We start from the raw sequence: 20,540 nt of genomic DNA, 5'->3' as shown, positions 1-20,540 counted from the left end.
TCCCCCACCTATTTAGATGAGGGATAACTACCCATTAAACTATATTTTCATCTTATTCAGCTTCTTGCTCCAATAAACGAACACCATTACCAGCTAAAAAGTGATCTGGCTGAATTTCAGTTGCTTTCTTAAATAAAGTAAGAGCCTTCTCGTTATTTTCTTCAAATACGTACGCAACACCTAAATTATAATACGCATCTGCATGCTCTTCATCCATTTCTAATACCTTTTCAAAATAAGGTTTCGCCTCTTGAATATGTTCTAAACGTGCAAAGCAAAGTCCGCACTGGAACATAGCTTCTACATCGTTTTCATCTAATTCTGTTGCTCTTTGTAAAAATGGAAGTGCAAGACGATCATTTCCAAGCTGCACATGTGTAATACCTAACATAAATGTTACATCAGCTGATTGTAATCCCGCTTGCATCGCTTGTTCAAATACAGCCTTTGCCTCTGCAAATTGCTCTTGACCGTAATATACATTTCCTAATCCATAATAAGCAGCCGCAGATTTATCATCTAATTCTAATGCACGTTTATAAAATAAAATTGCTCTTTCACTATCACCTAGTACATCTAATAAGTTCGCAAAATTAATGTATCCAAGCGCATCTTTCGGATTTTCTTCGATTGCTTCTGTGAAATTTTTAGCAGCTTCTTCCCAGTTTCCTTCTTGCATATATTGAATACCTGTTTCAAGTTTGTTTGACATGTCCTTCACCTCTACAACAAATTATAACAAAGAATGTATTTTCCAAGCGAACGAAAATTCGCTTTATGTAAAAGAAACCTCTAACCGCTAATCGGCAGAGGCTTCTCATTTTATCCTAAATAATCCAATTTCTTACCACTACGATATACTTCATCAATTGTAGCACCGCCTAAGCACTCATCTCCATCATAGAAAACAACTGCTTGTCCTGGTGTAATTGCACGAATTGGCTCATCACAAAGAATACGAACTGTATTTTCATCAACGATTTGAACCGTTACTTTATTGTCTTCTTGACGATAACGGAATTTCGCTGTGCACTTAAATTCTTTTTCTTTCGCTTCATTACTTACCCAGCCGATATTCGTAGCAATAACTTCATCACCATATAGAAGCTCGTTATGGAATCCTTGATCAACATATAAAATGTTTTCTTTCAAGTCTTTCCCAACAGCAAACCACGGATCACCGTTACCACCAATACCAAGGCCATGACGTTGTCCAATTGTATAGTACATTAAACCGTCATGCTTCCCTTTCACTTCACCAGATAATGTTTGCATCACACCTGGTTGCGCTGGTAAATAGTTGCTTAAGAAATCTTTAAAGTTACGCTCACCGATAAAGCAAATACCAGTACTATCTTTCTTCGCCGCTGTCGCTAAACCAGCTTCTGTCGCCATTTCACGAATTTGCGGTTTCTTTAATTCACCTAATGGGAACATTGTTTTTGATAATTGCTCTTGGCTTAATTGATTCAAGAAATACGTTTGGTCTTTATTATCATCAACGCCGCGAAGCATTTTATATTCGCCGTCCATATAAGCAACGCGTGCATAATGACCTGTCGCTACATAATCAGCACCAAGCGCAATCGCATGCTCTAAAAATGCTTTAAATTTAATTTCTTTGTTACACATTACATCTGGGTTTGGTGTACGACCAGCTCGGTACTCATCTAAGAAGTACGTAAATACTTTATCCCAGTATTGTTTTTCAAAGTTTACTGCATAATACGGAATGCCAATTTGGTTACACACTTCAATTACATCATTGTAATCTTCTGTTGCTGTGCAGACACCATTCTCATCTGTATCATCCCAGTTTTTCATAAAAATTCCGATTACATCATAACCTTGCTCTTTTAATAAAAGAGCTGCTACAGATGAATCGACGCCACCGGACATCCCGATGACAACGCGTGTTTCTTGAGGTAGTTTGTTCATCATGTCACCTCCCATGCTAATTTTGTGTTAATCGCTTCACGATTTTCACTGTTTCGTACGCCGCTTTCTCAATTTGCTCTTTCGTATTTCCAAGTCCGAAACTAAAGCGTACGGATGAACGTATTTGATCGGAGTCTTTTCCGAACATCGCTACTAATACATGTGATGGATCAATCGAACCAGCTGTACACGCCGAGCCACTTGACACTGCAATACCAGCTATATCTAAGTTCACAAGGAACGGTTCAATGTTCATTCCTGTAAAACTGATATTAAGCACATGTGGTAAGCGATATTCTAAGTTTCCGTTTACCTCGAAAGTAATGTCTTCATTTTTGAAGACAGATACCATTATATCTTTAAACTCTTCATATTGGGCATTTTTTTGCTCACGAGTTTTTTCAGCTAACAAAATTGCATGTTGCAAACCAACGATACTCGGTACATTTTCAGTACCAGCACGGCGTTTTCTTTCTTGCTCCCCGCCTATTAATAACGGTTCAAATTTCACATTTGCACCAGCATATAGGAACCCTACACCTTTTGGTCCATTAATTTTATGAGCTGAAATCGATAATAAATCAATGCCGAACTCTTTCACATCTATTTCTACTAATCCGTAAGCTTGTACCGCATCTGTATGAAAATAAGCTTGATGCTCTTTTAGCAACTTCCCTATTTCCGCGATTGGTTGCATCGTCCCGACTTCATTATTCCCAAACATAACGGATACGAGAATCGTCTCTTCTGTTAATGCATTTTGTATGTCAGAAACTTGAACGCGTCCTGTTTCATCAACAGGTAAATATGTCACTTCAAACCCTTCGCGCTCTAACAATTCACACGTATGCAAAATCGCATGATGTTCAATTCGCGTCGTTATAATATGGTTACCTTTATGACGATTCGCACGTGCTACACCTATAAGCGCTAAATTATCAGCTTCTGTACCACCGCTCGTAAATATAATTTCATTCGGATTCGCATGAATGCTACGTGCTCCCGCGCGTCTCGCCTCATCTACTGCATGGCGCGTTTGACGTCCATAAAAGTGAATACTAGACGGGTTCCCGAATGTTTCTGTCATATATGGAATCATCTTTTCGACCACTTCTGGGTGAGTCGGAGATGTCGCAGCATGATCTAAGTAAATGCGTTCCATTAAATCTCCTTCTTTCCAAATCGTTTCACAAGGAATTAAATGTAAAACATATAGCCCCCGTGATTTTCTTCCTCATAACGTACTAAATCTTCTAACGTTGTACTATCTAACACTTCTTGCACCGCATCACGAACACGCATCCATAATTGGCGTTGTGCCGGTTCCTCTTCTTCTATCATTTCTACAACACTAATCGGACCCTCTAATACACGGATTACATCCCCAGCTGTAATGTTAGCTGGCTGATCAGACAATACATATCCGCCATATGCCCCGCGCGTACTCTTTACTAGACGAGCGTTACGAAGTGGTGAAATTAATTGCTCTAAGTAATGTTCCGATAAATCATGTGCCTGCGCAATTGATTTTAAGGAAATTGGACCTTCACCAAACTTTTTTGCAAGATCAATCATAATTGTTAAGCCGTAGCGGCCTTTCGTTGAAATCTTCATCTATTTTGCACCTCTTTTCAAATTTTCACTTCTATTGGTTATATCTTATTTATAAAAGAACACAATTTAAAATCCTATGAAATTATAGCATAATATAGTATTATAAGAAATTTCAACTTGTGTATCAAAATGATAACATAAAATCACATTGAAAAACTCGGAAATTATTACAATTGAAAGAAAAATGAAAATATTTATATTCATTTTTCCCACAAAACAGCATCCTATTTCAAATTCCACTAAAAAAAATGATACGATAGAAAGAGATTATACATTAAGGGAGACGGTAAAAATGAAACAGCCACTCGCACATCGAATGCGCCCTACAAATATTCAAGAAATTATCGGACAACAACATTTAGTTGGTGAAGGAAAAATTTTATGGCGAATGGTCCAAGCAAATCATTTTCAATCTATGATTTTATACGGCCCTCCAGGCACAGGAAAAACATCCATTGCGAGCGCAATTGCAGGAAGTACTGGAACCCCTTTTCGCCTATTAAACGCTGTTACTCATAATAAAAAAGATATGGAAGTTGTTGTACAAGAAGCAAAGATGCATCGACACCTCGTTTTAATTTTAGATGAAGTACACCGTCTAGATAAAGCAAAACAGGATTTTCTATTACCTCATTTAGAAAGCGGACTCCTTACCTTAATCGGTGCAACAACGAGTAATCCGTTCCATGCTATTAATTCTGCTATTCGAAGTCGTTGTCAAATCTTCGAATTACACGCATTAACAGAAGATGATCTTTTAATTGGCTTAAAACGAGCACTTGAAGATAAAGAAAAAGGTCTTGGGGAATATGATGTAACGGTTACGCCGGAAGCATTACATCACTTTGCAAATGCATCTGGTGGAGATATGCGTTCTGCTTATAATGCACTTGAACTAGCTGTTTTATCTAGCTTTACAACGGACGAAAAAGCTGCGTTAATTACGCTAGAAATTGCAGAAGAATGCTTGCAAAAAAAGAGCTTCGTTCACGACAAAGGTGGAGATGCTCATTATGACGTATTATCGGCATTTCAAAAATCGGTGCGCGGAAGTGATGTAAATGCAGCACTTCATTATTTAGCACGTCTTATTGAAGCTGGTGATTTACAAAGCATTGGTAGACGTCTTCTTATTATGGCATATGAAGATATCGGACTTGCTAGCCCACAAGCCGGACCGCGTACACTAGCAGCTATAGAATCAGCGGAACGAGTTGGATTCCCGGAGGCACGCATACCACTTGCAAATGCTGTTATCGAGCTTTGCTTATCACCAAAATCAAACTCAGCTTACAAAGCACTTGATACTGCATTACACGATTTACGTAACGGTCAAACAGGCGACATTCCAAGTCATTTAAAAGATAGTCATTACAAAGGCGCAGAATCACTTGGAAGAGGCATTGGATACTTGTATCCACACGACCATCCAAATGGATGGGTACAACAACAATACTTACCTGATAAAATAAAAAACAAACAATATTATAAACCGAAAACGACAGGGAAATTTGAGCAAGCACTTTCTACTGTATATGAAAGATTACAAAGTTCGAATAAAACGAAAAATAAAGGGTAACCTAAGCGAAAACGTCACCATTATGGAGGCTTCGCTTATGAAAACACGTCAAGATGCATGGACAAAAGAAGACGATCTCCTTTTAGCAGAAACTGTTTTACGACATATTCGCAGCGGTAGCACACAAATAAAAGCATTCGATGAAGTCGGCGATACATTGAATCGCACTTCCGCAGCTTGCGGATTTAGATGGAATGCTGAAGTAAGACCGAATTACGAAGATGCGGTGCAACTTGCAAAAAAACAACGTAAAGAATTAAAACGCTCTGAAGCTAAAATAGAAAAAGAGCATTTCACGCAAACGAAACAACTCGTAATTGATGCCGAGTTTTCAGAAGATATTATGCCAAACAAACAGGATCTTACAATGCAACATGTCATCTCGTTTTTGCAAAACTTAGAGCATACCAACCCTTCACTCGCAAAGTTACAAACTGAAAATGAAGTATTACAAGCTCAGCTCACGACTTTGAAAAAAACGAATCATGAACTGGAAGCAAAATTAGCGGTACTCTCAAAAAAACAACAAGCAATAGAAGAAGATTATGCAATGCTTGTTAGAATTATGGACCGTGCTCGAAAACTCGTTTCGGTTGAAGAACAAGAGGAACAGATCGCTCCCATTTTCAAAACAGATCAAAATGGAAATTTAGATATTATTTATTCTGCAGAGAATTAAAACAGGGACGTCACTTTTTTGACTAAGTGACGTCCCTGTTTGTTTCTTTGGTGGAGAGTATATATGTATGTGTCGGTAAATGAAATTACACCGACGATTTTTCAAATATATCTATCGTAACTCAAAATATATCAACAATTTTTTTAATATATCGATGATTCGACAAGAAATATCCCTCCCTATCACACAAGAAAACTCTCGGTATAGATTAGATATTTTTTACTAAAATGTTATTATAAACATATACATTTTAAGGGCGATGGTTGCTATTTCATTAATAGTCTTCAAAATAACACTCGGTATTCTCGTTCTAATATTAGGTCTTTTTACCATTAAGAGTTTAAAAAAGACTTCCGCCTATAAGTCGGATAAATACGATTATTCTTTATTAGGATTACTTACATTCGAATTATTAGTATTGCAAATATATGCAATTCTTTAAAACATAATAGAAAAAGCATATACCCTTGACGGATATATGCTTTCTTTTTATTCTTGCCCTACACGCTTCACTTGAACGTTTTTAATACGTTCACGTACAACGTGACTTGCCATGATTAGGCCTGCCACAGATGGTACGAATGCATTTGATGAAGGTGGTAATTTCGCTTTACGAATTTTTGCATTTTCGTCTGGTACGATTTCTTTACGTACTTCTTCACGAATTACGATTGGGTTTTCGTCAGAGAAGACAACTTTTACACCTTTTTTAATACCATCTTTACGAAGCTTCGTACGAATTACTTTCGCAATTGGATCTGTATGTGTTTTAGAAATGTCCGCAATACGGAAACGAGTTGGGTCCATTTTATTTGCTGCACCCATGCATGAGATAATTTTAATTTTTCGACGTAAGCATTGTTTAATTAAATGAATTTTGAACGTAATCGTATCAGATGCATCTACTACGAAATCCAATCCATGTTTGAAGAACTCTTCATATGTTTCATCAGTATAAAACATTTCTAGTCCAATTACTTCACACTCTGGATTAATGTCTGCGATACGCTCTTTCATTAATTCTACTTTTGAACGTCCTACAGTAGATACTAACGCGTGAATTTGACGGTTTACGTTTGTAATATCTACAACGTCTTTATCGACTAATACGAGACGTCCTACGCCAGAACGTGCTAACGCCTCTGCCGAAAATGACCCTACGCCGCCAATTCCTAAAATACCGACTGTACTATTTTTTAATATTTCAAGTCCTTCTTTACCGAAGGCTAATTCATTACGTGAAAATTGATGTAACATTCAGCTCTACACTCCTATTACAAAAATGGTCTATCATGTATTCTAGCGTTTTTCCGACTATTTGTATAGAAAAAGTTATAGAATTCCTAAAAATACATATTTCGAGAATAAAAACATAATGTAAACCGGCTTTTATTTTTTCCTAAATATCCGTTTAAAAAGGAGGATTCAGAGAACCGAGCATACGTAACGATGAGATGCGACAGTTATCTAAACCGGACTTTTTAAACAACCTCTCAAAAAAAGTCTAGACGGCTATAGTATAACCATCTAGACTTTATTCTTACTTTTCTTCTTTTAAGCTTAATTTTAAGTTTAACTCTTCAAGCTGTGCTTCTGCTACTGGGCTTGGAGCTTCTGTTAATAAGCAGCTTGCGCTTGCTGTTTTCGGAAATGCAATTGTATCACGAAGGTTCGTACGGCCTGCAAGTAACATAACAAGACGGTCTAAACCTAATGCGATACCACCGTGTGGTGGAGTACCGTATTCGAATGCTTCTAATAAGAATCCGAATTGCTCTTGTGCTTCTTCTTGTGAGAATCCAAGTGCTTTGAACATTTTTTCTTGTACGTCACGCTCGTAAATACGAAGTGATCCACCGCCAAGCTCATAACCATTTAATACAAGGTCATATGCTTGTGCACGTGCTTTTTCTGGTGCCGTTTCTAATAACTCAACATCTTCACGGAATGGCATTGTGAATGGGTGGTGAGCTGCGAAGTAACGATCTGCATCTTCATCGTACTCAAGAAGTGGCCAATCCGTTACCCATAGGAAGTTAAATTTACTTTCGTCAATTAACTCAAGCTCTTTACCTAGACGTAAACGAAGTGCACCTAAGCTATCTGCAACAACGCTCTTCTTATCTGCTACGAATAGTAATAAGTCGCCAGCAGTAGCTTCTAATGTAGCCATTAACGCGTTTGCTTCTTCTTCACCGAAGAATTTCGCAATCGGTCCTTTTAAGCCGTCCTCTTCCACTTTAAGCCAAGCTAGACCTTTTGCACCGTATACTTTTACGAATTCAGTTAATGCATCGATATCTTTACGAGAGTATTTGCTCGCAGCACCTTTTGCATTAATTGCTTTTACTTGTCCGCCGCTTTCTACAGCACTTGTAAATACTTTAAAACCACAACCTACTGCAAATTCAGATAGGTCTGTTAGTTCCATTTCAAAGCGTGTATCTGGCTTATCAGAACCGTAACGAGCCATTGCATCAGCATATTTCATACGAGGGAATGGTGCACTCACTTCTACACCTTTTGCATCCTTCATAACTTTCGTCATCATGCGCTCCATCATATCTAAAATTTCATCTTGTGTTAAGAATGAAGCTTCGATATCGATTTGCGTGAATTCTGGTTGACGGTCTGCACGTAAATCTTCGTCACGGAAACAACGTGCTACTTGATAGTAACGCTCAAATCCGCCGACCATAAGAAGCTGTTTAAATAATTGTGGAGACTGTGGTAACGCATAGAATTCACCATCATGTACACGACTTGGTACTAAATAGTCACGAGCTCCTTCTGGTGTACTCTTCGTTAAAATTGGTGTTTCCACTTCTAAGAACTCTTCTGTGTCTAAGAAGTTACGAATTGTTTTCGTTACGTCGTGACGCATTTTGAATGTGTTAAACATTGCAGGACGACGTAAGTCTAAATAACGATATTTTAAACGCACATCTTCTGATGCATCTGTATCATCAGCAATAATGATTGGCGTTGTTTTTGCTGCATTTAATACGTTTACTTTCGTTGCTTGTACTTCAATACGACCCGTTGCCATATTGTCATTAATTGCGCCTTCACCACGCTCAACAACTGTACCTTCTACGTGCAATACGTATTCACTACGAATAGTTTCTGCTATTTCTAACGCTTCTTTTGATGTTTCTGGGTTAAATACAACTTGCACGATACCTGTACGGTCACGTAAGTCGATAAAGATTAATCCACCTAAATCACGGCGTTTTTGTACCCAACCTTTTAATTGAACTGTTTGTCCAACTGCTTCTACTGTTACTTTTCCACATGCATGTGTTCTTTCAGCCACTGTAAGTTCCCCCTATATTAATTTCTCTGCTACGTATGAAGCAAATACATCTAATGCTACTTCTTCTTGTTCCCCTGTTGCCATATCTTTTAAGTTAATGATGCCTTTATCTAGCTCATCTTCCCCTAATACAGCTACAAATTTCGCCTTTAGACGATCTGCTGATTTAAATTGTGCTTTCATTTTACGGTCTAAATAATCTTTTTCAACTGATAATCCAGCTTTACGAAGATCAAACGCAACTTTCGCAGCATGGTCTTTCGCTTTTTCACCAAGCGCTACAACGTAGCAATCAATACTATGTTCAATTGGTAATTCGATGTTTTCAGCTTTTAGCGCCATAATTAAACGTTCGATACTCATCGCAAAACCGATACCTGGCATTTCTGGTCCACCGATTTCTTGTACAAGCCCGTTATAACGTCCACCACCGCTTAATGTAGTGATAGCACCGAAACCTTCTGCCTCACTCATAATTTCAAAAACAGTGTGTTGGTAGTAGTCTAAACCACGTACTAAGTTCGGATCTTTTTCAAATGGAACATCCATCATCGTTAATAGTTCTTGAACTTTGTCGTAGTATACTGCTGAATCTTCGTTTAAGTATTCTGTAATAGATGGTGCTGTTCCCATTAATTCATGGTTACGGTCCTTCTTACAATCTAAAATACGAAGAGGATTCTTTTCTAAACGAGATTGGCAGTCAGAACAGAACTCACCGATACGTGGCTCGAAGTGTGCGATTAACGCATCACGGTGCGCTTGACGGCTCGCCGCATCACCTAAGCTGTTTAATACAACTTTAATATTTTTTAAGCCCATGCCGCGGTAAAACTCTACAGCAAGTGCAATTACTTCTGCATCAATCGCAGGATCGTTACTACCGATTGCTTCAATACCGAATTGTACGAATTGACGATAGCGACCTGCTTGTGGTCTTTCGTAACGGAACATTTGACCAATATAGTATAATTTCGTTGGTTGTGTTGCATCACCGAACATTTTGTTTTCAACGTAAGAACGTACAACAGGTGCAGTACCTTCTGGACGTAATGTTAAACTGCGCTCTCCACGATCTTGGAATGAGTACATTTCTTTTTGTACGATATCTGTCGTATCACCAACACCACGTAAAAATAGCTCAGTGTGTTCAAAAATTGGTGTACGAATTTCTTTATAGTTGTAACGACGGCAAATTTCGCGTGCTTGCCCTTCGATATACTGCCATAACTCAACAGTGCCTGGAAGAATATCTTGCGTTCCGCGTGGGATTTGAATAGACATATTCAGTTCCTCCTCAAATTGTTTTAATCTTAATAAAAATAAAAAAACTCCCGCCTCTACTGTTTGAACAGTAGGGACGAGAGTATTATACCCGTGGTGCCACCCTAATTGAAGCACGTATGCTTCCACTTTTTTAATAACGCTTAAATGTGCGTTCATCCCTACTAAGCATATATGCCGTTCAAGTTGAAACCTCTAGAGTGTCATTCAATCAGTCATCATGCAGAAATGTTTTCAGCCTAAGACATTTCTTCTCTTTCCATGTGTGTCTCATTTACTCTTCTCTATCAACGGTTATATTCATATGTAAATATAAAATTACTATACGTTTGTTGAGTAGGATTGTCAAGTACTCTAAGAGCGTTCAATCTGCTTCTTTAGACGCTTTACATCTTGAAGAGAAATCCCAAACTCAGAAGCAAGTTCCATTGAAGTATTGTTTTGCTCTTTTGAAATAAAATCATGAAAATTTACGTTAAACAGTTGATTTGCACCATTTGTAACAGAATGCCCTTTTTCGTTCATACGCATACGTATATCCCTCACATTCAATATAGATGTTTTACTTTTTATTGTTCCATATTGATGAAAGAGTTATACATAACTGAAACAGCTATTAATTCCAAATAAAGTAAAACTTTAATGAATAAGGGTTTTGTCCATCGCCACTCATTATTAGCCCTCACTAATCAGGCTTCGACGGGCAGTGGATCTCCCACAAATAGCGAGATAAATGAACAAAACATACAACAATGTATAAAAAAGAAGGGATTATATAATCCCCTCTTTTTTAAGCAACACTATTTACTATCCACAATTAAGGTCACCGGACCATCATTGATTAAAGAAACATCCATCATTGCTCCGAACTTCCCTGTTTCTACATGCAATCCTTGCTTACGAACTTCCTCATTAAAGAAATCATATAAACGCTCTGCATAATCAGGTTTGGCAGCATCCATAAAGTTGGGACGTCTTCCCTTGCGACAATCTCCGTATAATGTGAATTGCGAAATTGATAGAACTTGTCCTTCTACATCAAGTACAGAATGGTTCATCTTTCCACTCTCATCTTCAAAAATACGTAAGTTCGCAATTTTTTCTGCAATGTAAGTTGCATCTTTTTCTGTATCTTCATGCGTAATGCCAACTAGTAATGTTAAACCGAACGGAATTTGTCCTACGATCTCACCGTCTACTGTGACAGACGCTTCTTTTGATCGTTGTAAAACAACTCTCATCTTTTCTACACTCCCTATTAATGCATCATGCGTCGTACTGCATAAATTTCTGGAACACGTTTAATGCGTTCTACTACTTTTTTCAAGTGCTGTAAGTTACGAATAGAGATTGACATATTAATTGTCGCCATCTTATTACGGTCACTTCTACCAGAAACTGCCGAAATATACGTTTTCGTCTCTGTAACAGCTTGTAATACTTCATTTAATAAGCCACGGCGATCGTAACCTGAAATTTCAATATCAACGTTATACTCAATTTCTTTTTCAGGACTACCTTCCCACTCTACTTCCAATAAACGTTCTATAGCTTCTTCTGTATGAACATTTACACAATCACGGCGGTGAATCGATACACCTCGGCCTTTCGTAATATACCCAACGATATCATCACCTGGTACTGGGTTACAGCATTTTGATAAACGAATTAATAAATTATCCGCACCACTTACTTTAACGCCAGAATCCCATTTTCGAATTTTCATCGGTTTACGAACTTCTTTAACTTCAACGATTTCTTCTTCTTCACGTTGCTTACGGAATTTGTCCGTTAGTCGCGTAACAATTTGCGACGCTGTAATCCCGCTATATCCAACTGCTGCAAACATATCTTCTTCATTTGCAAAATTGAACTTCTCGGCAACACGTTTTAAATTGTCAGGAGCTAACACTTCTTTCATCTCATACTCTAGGCTACGCACTTCTTTTTCAACAAGTTCACGGCCTTTTTCAATATTTTCATCTCTACGTTGCTTCTTAAAGAATTGACGTATTTTGTTTTTCGCATGAGATGTTTGAGCAAGTTTCACCCAGTCTTGACTTGGCCCATACGAATGTTTCGATGTTAAAATTTCAATGATGTCACCAGTTTTTAATTTATAATCAAGCGTCACCATTTTGCCGTTTACTTTTGCACCAATTGTTTTATTTCCAATCTCCGAATGGACACGATACGAAAAGTCAATCGGAACAGATCCAAGTGGCAATTCCATTACGTCGCCTTTCGGTGTAAAGACGAATACCATGTCAGAGAATAAATCAATTTTTAATGACTCCATAAACTCTTCTGCATTAGAAGCTTCATTTTGCCATTCTAATATTTGACGGAACCATGTAAGTTTCTTCTCTAATGTACCTGTTGTTTCTGCTGTTTTTCCTTCTTTATACGCCCAGTGCGCCGCGATCCCGAATTCTGCAATCTCATGCATTTCTTTCGTACGAATTTGCACTTCAAGCGGATCACCTTTCGGCCCAATTACAGTCGTATGAAGAGATTGATATAGATTTGCTTTCGGCATCGCAATATAATCTTTAAAACGACCTGGCATCGGCTTCCAGCACGTATGAATAATTCCAAGTACCGCATAACAATCTTTAATACTATTTACAACGACACGTACAGCTAATAAATCGTAAATTTCATTGAACTGTTTATTTTGCAGTGCCATTTTACGATAAATACTGTAAATATGCTTTGGTCTTCCAGAAATCTCAGGTTGAATTGCAACTTCTTTTAATTTCTCACGAATACCAGTCATTACTTCGTCTAAATATTCTTCACGCTCTGCACGTTTACGCTTCATTAAATTTACAATACGATAGTATTGCTGTGGATTTAAATAGCGAAGTGACGTATCCTCTAGCTCCCATTTAATAGTACTAATTCCGAGTCTATGTGCTAAAGGTGCAAAGATTTCTAACGTTTCATTTGCAATGCGACGCTGCTTCTCTTGAGGCAAATGTTTCAATGTACGCATGTTATGAAGACGATCAGCTAGTTTAATTAAAATAACTCGAATATCTTGAGCCATTGCAATAAACATTTTGCGATGGTTTTCTGCTTGTTGTTGCTCATGAGATTTATATTTAATCTTTCCAAGCTTTGTTACACCATCGACAAGCATAGCAATTTCTTTATTAAATTCCCGTTCAATATCTTCTAATGTAATTTCTGTATCTTCCACTACATCATGTAAGAAACCTGCTGATACTGTAGCTGGATCCATGTGTAAATCAACTAAAATACCTGCAACTTGAATTGGATGAATAATGTACGGTTCACCCGATTTTCTGTATTGTTCGCTATGCGCATCACGTGCATATTCATAGGCACGTGCCACTAGCTCAATATCTTCATCTGCTAAATATTGACTTGCTTTCTCGAGTACCTGTTCAGCTGTTAGTACCTGCTCATTTGCCATCGAATCACCTTTTATTGAAAATTGACTTTATCTTAATTAAGTAGAATAAATTATATTCTATCATTATAACCTAATGATTGTGAATTGTGAAAAGGAAAAGATTTTACTGACATTTTACCTTATTTTTTTGTGCAATTATACAAAAGTACCCGCTCCTCTCCAAGAGATTCACGGGTACTTTTTATCACCGTAGTTTTACCTATATAGTGATTAGTATTTTTCTAATACTAATACATCGTAACCATCTAACATTTTACGACCATCTAAGTAAGTAAGCTCTACTAAGAATGCAATTCCTGCTACAACTCCGCCAAGTTCTTCAACTAGCTTAATTGTCGCTTCAATTGTTCCACCTGTAGCTAATAGATCATCTGTAATTAATACGCGTTGACCTGGCTTAATTGCATCTTTATGGATTGTTAAAACATCTTTACCATATTCTTTACCGTAATCAACTGTAATTACTTCACGTGGTAATTTCCCTAATTTACGAACTGGTGCAAAACCTACTTCTAACGCATAAGAAACTGGGCAACCGATAATAAAGCCACGTGCTTCTGGCCCTACTACAACGTCAATGTCTCTTTTCTTTGCATACTCAACGATTGCATCTGTTGCTGCTTTGTATGCTTTACCATCGTTCATTAACGGTGTAATGTCTTTAAATACAATACCTTCTTTTGGATAATCCGGTACAATTGCGATATGTTGCTTGAAATCCATATTTCTGAATCCTCCTCAGATCTAAAAGGTTTGTAAATACAAATCCTTTACCCTAACTGTTCTACTTCTTTATGATTACGAATCGTTTCAAACCATGTATATAGTTGCTGATATGTGCTATAAACCAATTCTTTTTCTAATTGTAAGTGGTTCATTTTCTCACGATATGTGTTCGATTCAATTAAATCACGCTTTTGTTTTTTGTCTGCCATAAAAATGACGCCATCTTTTATTGTAACAAATTCTAACTCAAAAAACACCTGTGTCATGAAATTTACTGTATCTTTTGACCAACCTTTATGTCGACATAGTTGTTCTCCATATTGTCTTAAAGAAAATGGTGCTTTTTGGCTCAAGAAAGAATAGTACCATTTAAAATGTTCCCTCGTTGGAACAGTACTAAATAAATGATTATTCTCTTGATAAAATAGCGTATAAATTCGCGACGGGAACCCCACTTTAAATAAATCTCGTAATTCATCTGTTCCTTTTGGCAAATCAAGTAACACGATGTATTGATCGTCTAAATGAGTTACTTCTGATGCATGCATCATATGCTCTTTAAAGTCTTCTAAAGAAAATTTATTCAATACCTCTTCAGAAAAATACACCATCGTTATTTTTTCTTTCGGAAGTTCTGATACATTCGCTTCTACGTTACGCATACTACGCCAATCAAATAATTGCCACGCCTCTACAGCAATATCTTGTACCATTAATTGCGGCTTCTTAAAATTATTCCATTCATTGATAGATGCTTCCCCTATTACAGATACCTTTGCAACTGGAGAAATTTCTTTCGCATACGCACCAAATCCAAATCCGATTGTATCCAGTGTCGCTTGTCCATCGCGAAGAGCCATTTTCAAATGAGAGCCATCTGATCCGATTGCACGAATACTTTCTAACTCTGCATCCTTCACTGCAATACGCGGTTTTGGATTTCCAACACCAAATGGCGCTAATTTTTGCATGTCTTCAATTGCTGCCAGTGTTACATCCTCCACTTTACAAAAGACATCAACAGCTGTAATTGGAATAAAATCTTCTTCTGTTAAAATTACCTCTGCTTGTTCATTTAAGCGGCGGCGCAATTCATCTACATCATTCATATGTAGCGTCATTCCCGCTGCCATCGGATGCCCTCCGAAGTGTGGCAATAACTCTCTACAATCTGACAAGTTTGCAAACAAATCAAATCCTGCAATACTACGTGCTGAACCTTTTGCTGTTTCTTTTACAGGATCAATGCATAATACAATCGTTGGACGATAAAAACGTTCCACTAATTTAGATGCGACAATTCCGATTACACCTGGATTCCAGCCTTCTTTTGCCAGTACTAGTACTTTATTGTCTTCTGGGGGGAAATTATTTTCCACTTCAGCGATAGCTTCTTCTGTAATTTGCTTTACAATATCTTTTCGCAGTTTGTTCAGCTCATCAATTTCTTCAGCTAGCTCTTTCGCTTCTTCTGGATCATCTGATAATAAAAGATGTACAGCCGGCGTAGCATCTTCTAAACGACCAACTGCATTAATACGTGGTGCGAGTGAGAATCCAATGCTCTCTTCTGTAATTTCACTTTGCGAAACGTTAGCAACTTTAAATAGCGCCTTTAGTCCGATATTTTTCGTCATGCGCATATGTTTTAAACCGCGCTTCACTAGCAATCTATTCTCACCATGAAGTGACACTAAATCGGCTACTGTACCAATTACTGCAATTTCTAATAAATGTTCTGGTACACGACCTAGTAGTGCATGTGCAACTTTAAATGCAACACCTACACCAGCTAAATAGTGAAACGGATATACACCGCCATCTAATTTCGGATGAATAATCGCAAGTGCTTCTGGCAATTCTGGTGGTGGCTCATGGTGATCTGTAATAATAAGATCTATTCCAAGCTCCTTCGCTACCTTCGCTTCATGTACTGCTGCGATACCAGTATCGACAGTAATAATTAGTGAGAATCCTGCGCTATGCGCCCAACGAAATGCTTCTTCGTTTGGTCCATAACCTTCTGTGAAACGGTTTGGGATATAAAATTCTACATTTGCACCTAATTCTTGCAAAGCAAGATATAACACAGTCGTACTACTTACTCCGTCCGCATCGTAGTCACCAAATATTAATATTTGCTCTCCATTTTGAATCGCCTTATTGACACGTTCTACCGTTCTATCCATTCCTTCTAATAAAAATGGATCATGAAATTCTTGATTTTCTGTATTTAAAAAATCTAAAATCTTATCTTCTGTATCTAGTCCTCTACCGAGGAATAACGAAACGACAAGTGGTGATAATTTTAATTTACTTGCTAATTCACTCACTCGCTCGTCATTATATTCTTTTTCTTTCCAACGCGTCTTCGGTTGTAACACGAAATCACCCCTTAACCTGTTCATTATACAAGACAGATTAAGGGGTGACAATATAATGCAAACTACGCTGCAATATCTATATACTAAAATGTTAATAATGTTTAATTTGGAGAATACGGATTTATATGTACAAACACATTTTGTACGTTATCTTGTTCCATAAGCGTTTCTTTCACATGCTTTCCAATGCGGTGCCCTTCTTCTACAGTAATGTATGGATCTACAGAAACTTTAATATCGACAATAACGTAATGACCATGCTCCCTTGCATATAAAGAACCGATTTTTTTCACACCGTCTATTTGAAGTACTGCTTCTCTAAGCGGAACAACATCTTCCTCATGAAGAACATGATCAAGCGTTGCATGAATTGCTTCTGCCCCAATACTCCATGCCATTTTTGCAACAAGAAGTGAAACAAATAATCCTGCAATTGGATCGGCATATACAAGCCAATCTAACCCGAGCTTACCACCAATAATCGCTGCACAAATACCGATTAAAGCTGCAATTGAAGAAAATACATCCGAACGATGTTCATATGCATTTGCAATAATTGCATCACTATTTACCCTCTTCCCTAATCGGAATTTATATTGAAACATTCCTTCTTTCACGATAATTGAAAGAACAACAGCAAAAATCGTAATTCCCTTCGGTGGTTCTAGTTCCTGCGAAAAAGCTTTTATAGACGAAATCGCTATCTCGATTCCCACAATAAATAATAATACTGCAACAATAATCGCTGAAATCGATTCCGCTTTACCATGACCGTACGGGTGGTCTTCATCGGGCGGTTGCTTCGCTGCTCGCAATCCAAACAATACAGCTAGTGAACCAATTACATCTGATGCAGAATGCACGGCATCCGCTAATAGCGCTTTACTGTTCCCAATATAACCAATTACCGCCTTTACAATCGCTAATATAATATTACCAACGATCCCGACAATAGCACCAAACTCGGCCTGTTTAAAACGTTCATCTTTTTCCATAATTAAAATCCCTTCTTTTCTTAACCTATCTTTTTATTGTAACAAAAACAGTGATAACAACACCAGTTTTCCCCATATCCCTTCTGTTAAAAAGTTGCTATCTTATTGTATCCACAAACGAAAAAAGAGATGCCTCATAAAGAGACATCATCTTTTTTATACTTGCGGTTCAGATTCTACTTTCTCAACCTTTTTCTTGTTTTTGCCCTTTTTCAAACGACGGTTTTCAAGCATTAACCAAATTTGAGAAGCAACGAAAACAGAAGAGTACGTACCTACAACTAATCCAACAAGTAACGCAAACGAGAAGTTACGTAATGACTCACTACCGAAGATAAGTAACGCAATTACCGGGAATAACACTGTTAATACGGTGTTAATCGAACGGCCAAGCGTTTGGCGAATACTTGCATTTACGATTTCTTCTAAGTCTTTTATATCGCGAACTCGTTTTTTCTGTTTGTATAATTCACGGTTTCTATCAAATGTAACAATTGAGTCATTAATAGAATAACCGATGATTGTTAACACTGCAGCGATAAACGTTAAGTCTACCTCTAATTGGAAAATACTAAATATAACAACCATAACGAATGCGTCATGTAATAATGCAAGTACTGCAGATAATGCGTACGTAAATCTGAATCGAATACTTACGTATAAAATGATAACCGCAGAAGCAATTAATACTGCGATAAATGCATTTCGTGCAATTTCTTTACCAATTGTCGGTGAAACTGTACTTACATTTGGATCTGTACCATATTTATCGTGGAAGAATGTTTTTGTTTTCGCAATTTCATCTTTTGATAGAACACCTAATGTACGAACTGCGAATCCTTTATTGTCATCTCCAGTCGGTACAATATTTTCTTCCTTCACATCAATTTTCAATTCTTTAAAATCTTTATTAACATCAGACACAGTAAGTGCTTGTTTTGATTGCAAGTCGATACGTGTACCACTCGCAAAATCAATACCAAGATTCAATTTGAAAATCGGTAGTATAATTGCACCTGCAATTACAACTACAATCGAGAAAACAAGGAATTTATGACCGATATTTACGAAGTTAATACGATCAAATCTTGTCGGTGGATGTACTACACCTTTTGTTAATGGAATAATATCCTTTTGTTTCACACCAAAGTATCCTGGCTTTTTATCGAAGTAACGACTCTTTACAAGTAAACCTAGTAAGAAACGAGTACCGAATACGTTCGTAACGAAACCAACTAAAATACTTACGATTAAACTTGTTGCGAATCCTTTTACAGAGCTATTACCATAAACGAATAATACACCAGCCGCTGCAAGAGTCGTAACGTTTGCATCTAAAATTGTCGCTAATGAACGATGATTACCAGCACGGAATGCTGACATCATTGACTTACCAATTTTCAGCTCTTCTTTCAGTCTCTCGTACGTAATAATATTCGCATCAACTGCGATACCTACCCCGAGCACTAATGCCGCAATACCTGGTAATGTCAGAACCGCATGCATCCAGTTAAATACGAGTAGCGTAACAAAAATGTATAGACCTAGCATAATAACCGCTACAATTCCTGGTAAACGGTAGTATACAAGCATAAATAAGAAAATAAGAGCGATACCAATCGCACTAGCGAAAATTGTTTGCTCTAACGCTTGTTGACCAAATTTCGCTCCAACTGATGTTGAATACATTTCTTTTAAATCAACAGGAAGTGCACCTGCATTTAATAAAGATGACAGTTGTTTCGCACTTTCAACTGTGAAGTTTCCACCTACGATAGATACTTCAGCTTGATTAAACACTTGGCTTACTGTTGCTGCTGATAAGAACTTCGGATTCGGTTTTGCAGACTCTGCTTTATACGAATCTTTTCCTTCTTCAAAGTCAAGCCAAATTACCATTAAATTCGTTGGTGGTGGCATTTTTGAAATTTTTTCAGTTACTTCACGGAATCTATCAGCGCTTTTTAGTGTAAGACCTACGCTCGCACGGCCTTGCTCATCAAATGTTTGTTTCGCTCCGCCGCCTTTTAAATCCGTTCCATCCATAAGAAGGTTGTCATCTACATCACGGAATGTTAATTTCGCTTGTGTTGATAACATTTCACGTGCTTTTTGCTGATCTTGTACACCAGCAAGCTGTACGCGAATTCGATCTTGTCCTTCAATTTGAATATTCGGCTCACTTACACCAAGAACATTGACACGATTTTCAAGAGCACCTACTGTACTTACAAGTGCCTCTCGGTCGATTTTATCACCTTTTTTGGCTGGTTTTACTTCATACAGAATTTCAAAACCACCGCGAAGGTCTAGTCCTAGACTAATTCCTTTTGCTATGTCTTTTCCTGCCGCACCAATTACTCCACCGATTAATAAAACGATGAGGAAAAAGGCGGCAATTCTCGTACCACGCTTTGCCATATGTACCCTCTTTCTGCTACTAACACTTTAAATAAATCTCTTACGATTCACTTTTACACGTATGCATACGCCTAGTTAGTAGACTTCCTTTCTATAATTTTGCTAGTTCATCACTAGCTGTGTCGGTAAGTTTTTCACAATACCTACACTTTCATTATTTAT

General features: G+C 37.6%; 16 protein-coding genes and 1 other annotated feature. Of the genes, 2 read left to right on the top strand and 14 right to left on the bottom strand.

The window, feature by feature from the left end; all coding sequences use genetic code 11:
* Positions 1-52: 52 nt before the first annotated feature.
* The 4 genes from ACSG5Z_RS10560 to cymR all read right to left on the bottom strand — a co-directional run bounded on the left by ACSG5Z_RS10560 (position 53) and on the right by cymR (position 3,552).
* Positions 53-712 carry a tetratricopeptide repeat protein gene (locus tag ACSG5Z_RS10560; RefSeq protein ID WP_087985290.1) on the bottom strand — a complete coding sequence of 220 codons (660 nt, stop codon included), beginning with the start codon at positions 710-712 and terminating at the stop codon, positions 53-55.
* Positions 713-822: 110 nt separating this feature from the next.
* A complete protein-coding gene (mnmA, locus tag ACSG5Z_RS10555; protein ID WP_088093515.1) occupies positions 823-1,938 on the bottom strand; it encodes a tRNA 2-thiouridine(34) synthase MnmA in 1,116 nt (371 codons plus the stop codon).
* Between the two features lie 16 nt (positions 1,939-1,954).
* Positions 1,955-3,100, bottom strand: a complete 1,146-nt coding sequence (locus tag ACSG5Z_RS10550) for a cysteine desulfurase family protein (RefSeq protein ID WP_000439914.1) — start codon at positions 3,098-3,100, stop codon at positions 1,955-1,957.
* A 35-nt stretch (positions 3,101-3,135) separates the two neighbouring features.
* On the bottom strand, positions 3,136-3,552 hold the full coding sequence (gene cymR, locus ACSG5Z_RS10545; protein WP_000704116.1) for a cysteine metabolism transcriptional regulator CymR: 417 nt from the start codon (positions 3,550-3,552) through the stop codon (positions 3,136-3,138).
* Positions 3,553-3,844: 292 nt separating this feature from the next.
* Here cymR and ACSG5Z_RS10540 point away from each other — a divergent pair, with 292 nt between their 5' ends.
* Together ACSG5Z_RS10540 and ACSG5Z_RS10535 are read left to right on the top strand one after the other, a co-directional pair.
* Positions 3,845-5,131 carry a replication-associated recombination protein A gene (locus ACSG5Z_RS10540; protein ID WP_435711432.1) on the top strand — a complete coding sequence of 429 codons (1,287 nt, stop codon included), beginning with the start codon at positions 3,845-3,847 and terminating at the stop codon, positions 5,129-5,131.
* Positions 5,132-5,168: 37 nt separating this feature from the next.
* The gene (locus ACSG5Z_RS10535; RefSeq protein ID WP_048541421.1) at positions 5,169-5,810 is read left to right on the top strand and encodes an RsfA family transcriptional regulator; all 642 of its coding nucleotides are present in this window, start codon (positions 5,169-5,171) and stop codon (positions 5,808-5,810) included.
* Between the two features lie 489 nt (positions 5,811-6,299).
* Here the strand turns inward: ACSG5Z_RS10535 and ACSG5Z_RS10530 are convergent, their stop codons facing one another.
* The 10 genes from ACSG5Z_RS10530 to secDF form a co-directional block, all read right to left on the bottom strand.
* A complete protein-coding gene (locus ACSG5Z_RS10530; RefSeq protein WP_435711431.1) occupies positions 6,300-7,067 on the bottom strand; it encodes a tRNA threonylcarbamoyladenosine dehydratase in 768 nt (255 codons plus the stop codon).
* A gap of 283 nt (positions 7,068-7,350) precedes the next feature.
* A complete protein-coding gene (gene aspS / locus ACSG5Z_RS10525; protein ID WP_046958824.1) occupies positions 7,351-9,126 on the bottom strand; it encodes an aspartate--tRNA ligase in 1,776 nt (591 codons plus the stop codon).
* 12 nt (positions 9,127-9,138) lie between these two features.
* Positions 9,139-10,410 carry a histidine--tRNA ligase gene (gene hisS / locus ACSG5Z_RS10520; protein WP_033656406.1) on the bottom strand — a complete coding sequence of 424 codons (1,272 nt, stop codon included), beginning with the start codon at positions 10,408-10,410 and terminating at the stop codon, positions 9,139-9,141.
* A 69-nt stretch (positions 10,411-10,479) separates the two neighbouring features.
* Positions 10,480-10,710 (bottom strand) — a binding site (T-box leader).
* A gap of 54 nt (positions 10,711-10,764) precedes the next feature.
* Positions 10,765-10,941 carry a hypothetical protein gene (locus ACSG5Z_RS10515; RefSeq protein ID WP_001242605.1) on the bottom strand — a complete coding sequence of 59 codons (177 nt, stop codon included), beginning with the start codon at positions 10,939-10,941 and terminating at the stop codon, positions 10,765-10,767.
* A gap of 269 nt (positions 10,942-11,210) precedes the next feature.
* On the bottom strand, positions 11,211-11,651 hold the full coding sequence (locus ACSG5Z_RS10510; protein WP_001266955.1) for a D-tyrosyl-tRNA(Tyr) deacylase: 441 nt from the start codon (positions 11,649-11,651) through the stop codon (positions 11,211-11,213).
* 17 nt (positions 11,652-11,668) lie between these two features.
* Positions 11,669-13,852: a GTP diphosphokinase gene (gene relA, locus ACSG5Z_RS10505; RefSeq protein ID WP_001262796.1), complete on the bottom strand. Its 2,184-nt coding sequence runs from the start codon at positions 13,850-13,852 to the stop codon at positions 11,669-11,671.
* 210 nt (positions 13,853-14,062) lie between these two features.
* On the bottom strand, positions 14,063-14,575 hold the full coding sequence (locus ACSG5Z_RS10500) for an adenine phosphoribosyltransferase (RefSeq protein WP_000346221.1): 513 nt from the start codon (positions 14,573-14,575) through the stop codon (positions 14,063-14,065).
* 47 nt (positions 14,576-14,622) lie between these two features.
* On the bottom strand, positions 14,623-16,962 hold the full coding sequence (gene recJ, locus ACSG5Z_RS10495; RefSeq protein WP_088064461.1) for a single-stranded-DNA-specific exonuclease RecJ: 2,340 nt from the start codon (positions 16,960-16,962) through the stop codon (positions 14,623-14,625).
* A gap of 101 nt (positions 16,963-17,063) precedes the next feature.
* Positions 17,064-17,957, bottom strand: a complete 894-nt coding sequence (locus ACSG5Z_RS10490) for a cation diffusion facilitator family transporter (RefSeq protein WP_048541414.1) — start codon at positions 17,955-17,957, stop codon at positions 17,064-17,066.
* A gap of 156 nt (positions 17,958-18,113) precedes the next feature.
* Positions 18,114-20,378, bottom strand: coding sequence for a protein translocase subunit SecDF (gene secDF, locus ACSG5Z_RS10485; RefSeq protein ID WP_061672384.1), 2,265 nt, complete (start codon positions 20,376-20,378; stop codon positions 18,114-18,116).
* Between the last annotated feature and the right edge of the window lie 162 nt (positions 20,379-20,540).

Origin of the sequence: Bacillus pretiosus (assembly GCF_051294775.1) — a bacterium.
In the GTDB taxonomy this organism is placed as follows: domain Bacteria; phylum Bacillota; class Bacilli; order Bacillales; family Bacillaceae_G; genus Bacillus_A; species Bacillus_A wiedmannii.
The sequence above is the reverse complement of the archived record's forward strand: the minus strand, read 5'-3'. Positions and strand labels throughout refer to the sequence as shown.